7 protein-coding genes are annotated in these 3,607 nt (G+C 69.7%); 3 read left to right on the forward strand and 4 right to left on the reverse strand.

The features are described 5' to 3' along the window. Positions 1 to 229: hypothetical protein (locus O3Q52_RS50605; RefSeq protein WP_269655163.1), on the forward strand; the 229-nt coding region annotated here is incomplete at its 5' end. Continuing rightward, a complete protein-coding gene (locus tag O3Q52_RS50610) occupies positions 217 to 672 on the forward strand; it encodes a DUF6069 family protein (RefSeq protein WP_269655164.1) in 456 nt (151 codons plus the stop codon). The genes O3Q52_RS50605 and O3Q52_RS50610, both read left to right, overlap by 13 nt. A 25-nt stretch (positions 673 to 697) precedes the next feature. On the opposite strand, the gene O3Q52_RS50615 is transcribed toward O3Q52_RS50610, so the two are convergent. Together O3Q52_RS50615 and O3Q52_RS50620 are read right to left on the reverse strand one after the other, a co-directional pair. Next, positions 698 to 1,195, reverse strand: coding sequence for an SRPBCC domain-containing protein (locus O3Q52_RS50615; RefSeq protein WP_269655165.1), 498 nt, complete (start codon positions 1,193 to 1,195; stop codon positions 698 to 700). Further along, positions 1,192 to 1,632, reverse strand: a complete 441-nt coding sequence (locus tag O3Q52_RS50620) for a helix-turn-helix transcriptional regulator (RefSeq protein WP_269655166.1) — start codon at positions 1,630 to 1,632, stop codon at positions 1,192 to 1,194. Before O3Q52_RS50620 ends, O3Q52_RS50615 begins: the two co-directional genes overlap by 4 nt. Positions 1,633 to 1,749: 117 nt before the next feature. Between O3Q52_RS50620 and O3Q52_RS50625 the strand changes: the two genes are divergently transcribed. Further along, positions 1,750 to 2,379, forward strand: coding sequence for a hypothetical protein (locus tag O3Q52_RS50625; protein WP_269655167.1), 630 nt, complete (start codon positions 1,750 to 1,752; stop codon positions 2,377 to 2,379). A gap of 26 nt (positions 2,380 to 2,405) precedes the next feature. Here O3Q52_RS50625 and O3Q52_RS50630 read toward each other — a convergent pair whose 3' ends face one another. After that, positions 2,406 to 2,906, reverse strand: a complete 501-nt coding sequence (locus O3Q52_RS50630; protein WP_269655168.1) for a cysteine dioxygenase family protein — start codon at positions 2,904 to 2,906, stop codon at positions 2,406 to 2,408. Beyond that, positions 2,903 to 3,607 (reverse strand): amidohydrolase (locus tag O3Q52_RS50635; protein ID WP_269655169.1); only part of this gene is annotated, 705 nt, incomplete at its 5' end. The genes O3Q52_RS50630 and O3Q52_RS50635, both read right to left, overlap by 4 nt.

A 3,607-nucleotide genomic window follows, 5' to 3' on the forward strand; every position in this document is an offset into this window, starting at 1 on the left:
CACCCGCGGACGGGTGCAGTTGGAGCTGCGCGACGGCGAGCCCGGGCCGGTCCTCGGACGCGACGCCGGGTTCTGGCTCCGCGACACCGGCGTCCGCGCCCTGCGGAACCCCGGCCGTCGCACGGCGAGGGTGCGCATCGTGACCCCAAGGGCCGACACCGCCGCACGCCAATCAACAGACCCCGTACGCCAGTTGCCGAATGACGGAGGAACGACATGGACAGCATGAATGACACCGGGGTCGTCGCAGGCCCGGCATCGGACCGGACCGGCCACACCCACCCATTCCGCGGGCTCGTTGGCACCGGCCTGATTGCCACGCTCGCGGCGGTGGTGGCCACCACCCTCGCCGCGGCGCTCGCCCAGGCTGTCGGCGTCGACTTCGAGATCTCCGACGGCGGCGAGACGATACCGTTGTCCGGGTTCGCCGTGGTGACCGGCTTCTTCTCGGTCGTGGGCGTCGTCATTGCCGTCGCTCTTCTCCGTTGGAGCGCTCGCCCCGCCGAGCGATTCATCTGGACGGCAGTTTCGCTGACCGCGATCTCGTTCGTCCCGCCCCTCCTCGCCGGGGCGAACACCGCCACCACCACCGCCCTCCTCGGGCTACACCTCGTCCCTGCGGCGGTGATGATCCCGACCCTGGCGCGGAGCCTCCGCACGCGGACGGGTTGAGAAGGGTCGATGACTCACCCCGCCATCAGGTTGCGGGTTCGGCCAGCAGCGCGTCGATCTGACCCAGGCCTGCGGACATGCCCTCGGCCATGCCCATGGACACCAGCTGTTCCATCGCCTCGGCCGTGGGGAACGTACTCTCGACCGTCATCAGGGTGGCGGCCTCGCCGTCCGCGGTGAGCCGCACGCGGACGATCATCGTCGGCATGTCCGAGTTGGGCTTGCCGGTGTCATCGGCGAAGCCGTCCTCGAACTCCAGCCCGTTCGGGCGGTCGACAGTCAGGACGCGCCACCACCCGTAGTGCTTGTCACCTTCCGGCCCGGTCATGAAGTACGTGACCGCACCGCCGGGAGTCAGGTCGTGGTCGACAACGGTCGCGGGGTAGGTCGGCGGTCCCCACCACCTCTCCAACTGCCGAGGGTCCTCCCAGACCTGCCACACCCGCGCCGGCAACGCGTCGAACCGCGCGGTGATCGTCAGCGCGAGAGCCTCAGGATTCTTCTGGACATCGATCACAGTCATGACAGGTGCTCCTTGCCGTTCTCGGGATCGGAGTGGGGATGGAAATCGGGCCCGCACTCTGGACCTGACTCCGGACCTGACTCTGGTCCTGGACCTGGACCTGGACCTGGATCGGCAAGGATCGCGCCGATCCTGTCGATGCGTCCACGCCACACATCTGCCAGCTGGTCCAGCAGCCGATGGGCCTCACGCAGGGAGTCCGCGTTGCCGCGCACTCGCTGCTCGCGGCCCTGCCGCTCCTTGGTGACCAGCCCAGCCTGTTCCAGGACCGCCACATGTTTCTGCACGGCCGCGAAACTCATCGGGAACCGCCGGGCGAGATCCGAGACCGAGTACTCACCGGCCAGCGTGAGAGCCACGATCTCGCGCCGCGTCGAATCGGCCAAGGCATGAAACATGCGATCGGCTCGCTCGGCGGACTCCTGACGTACAACCATTAGGTTGTACGTTAACCGCTGCCACCGGACCGAGCAAGCTGGGCGCCGCCGCTGTCCCGATCAAGCGCTGGAGGACTTGATTGCGGCGTCCTCGTCCCGACAGGAGACACTGGATGCGTGCTGATCGTGGATGCCGTGCTGGAGACATACGTGGCCGCCGACTTCGCTCTGTGGCCGGTTGCCGAATCGCCTCCGGATCGGCTTCTGGTTCTGTCCGGCGAGCTGTCGTCATGTGAGCTCGGCACCGCCATGGCGGTTCTGACGGACTACAACAAGGGGCAACGGGAACGCCGGCCACGCGCGCCCAAGGACAGCCTGGAGCAGGTCGGGCGTCTGGTGGCGACCGAGTGCGTCGTTGCTCCCGGCGGCCTGCGGATACGGGACACGGCCACCGGGGTCACAGCGGTGCCCGGGTGCTGTTTCGGGCTGGAGAACTGGCGGGACTGGCTTGATCTGTTGAACGGCGACGAGCCGTGGCTCGGCCACGATCCCTCGCCGCGCATCGAGCATGCCGGTGCGGTTGCCCGGCTGTGGCCCGATGGGGATCGTCCGGAGGGTCCTCCCATCGAGCTTCCGCTGGCTCAACTGCCCGAGCTGCTGGGCCTGGTTCGGGAGCGGCTTGTCGGATTCCTCGGTGCGGTTGAGGCGTGGGGTGCGAGCTACGCCCCGTCCGTCGCCGGCGCCGTGGTCGCGAAGCTCGATGAAGATCTCGCCGTCAGTGCTCCTCTCGACCGGGGTCAGAGCTGAGGGCCGATCGGTCGGGCCAGTCCGCCTCAGGCTGCCGGGGTGTCCAGTGGGCGCAGTTCGTCGGCGTACGAGACGGAGATGCGGCGCATCAGGCCGTCCTCGGTGATGTCGTACTGGCCGAGGCGCCACAGGGGTGGCGAGTAGGCGTGGATCGAGACGGCGTCGTCGGTGGCGCCGGTGAGCCGGTGGATGTGCTCGGGGCCGAAGCAGAAGGACTCGCCGGTGGTGACGGTGACGGACAGGTGGCTGCCGCCGATGCGGGGGTTGGACTCGTGGAGCGCGCCCTGGACGATGCCGACGGCGCCGGAGGAGATGTCGTGGTCGTGCCAGCCGGTGTCGTTCTGCCGGGTCCAGCAGAGCAGCCAGACGTCGACGTATTCGTCACGGTACAAGGACGCGTAGTGCCGTTGTTCGTCGGAGAAGGCCACCTGTTCGCGCCAGAGGTCGGGGCGGGTGGCGAGGTCGTCGACGAGCGCCTGGAGTTCGCGCTTGTCGAGGGTGCGGTCGGGCAGGGACTCGTACGTCATGAGTGGCTCCCTTCGGGTCGGGTCCGCCACGGGGACACGGCTCGGGCACGGCCGTACAGGAGGCGGGCGGGGTTGGTGATGCGCAGCGCGTGGATGGCGGCCGCCGCGCCGAGGTCGGGGATGACGGGAGGTGCGTACGGGCGGTCGCTGCCGCCGACGACCACGTCGATACCGACGGCACGAACGACCGCGTCCACGGCGCGAGTTCCGTAGGAGGAGGTCTCGTAGAACGCGTCGAAGTCGACCTGGCCCCGCCCTCCGCCGCGGATCGCGAGCCGTTCGCCGTGGAGGGGGGCTAGGCCCGCGAGGGCGGCGAAGCAGACGCGCAGGCGGGGGTGGCGGGCGCGGCCGAAGGCGCGGAAGGCGAACCAGGACGCGTGCATCTGGTGCAGGTACGGGACCAGGGCCGGCCACCACGGAGGGGCGTCGGCGGTGGGCTGGACCGCGCCCGGGTGGATGAAGAGGGGTTTGCCGAGGCGGGTGAGGATGTCGAGGAAGGGGGCGCACCGGGTCCAGCCGGCCGCGTCGAGGAGGGCTGTGGCGGGCAGTTGGAGGCCCGCGCAGCCGCGGCGGAGTTCGCGTTCGACGGCTTCGGGGTCCGGTGCCGACAGGCAGGGAGACGCCCAGACGCCGAAGGGGGCCGGGAGTACGAGGGCGCCGGCGTGGGACGCCGACAGCAGAACGGCGGTGGCGGTCAGGGC

This window comes from Streptomyces sp. ActVer (genome assembly GCF_027270795.1).
Taxonomy (GTDB): domain Bacteria; phylum Actinomycetota; class Actinomycetes; order Streptomycetales; family Streptomycetaceae; genus Streptomyces; species Streptomyces umbrinus_A.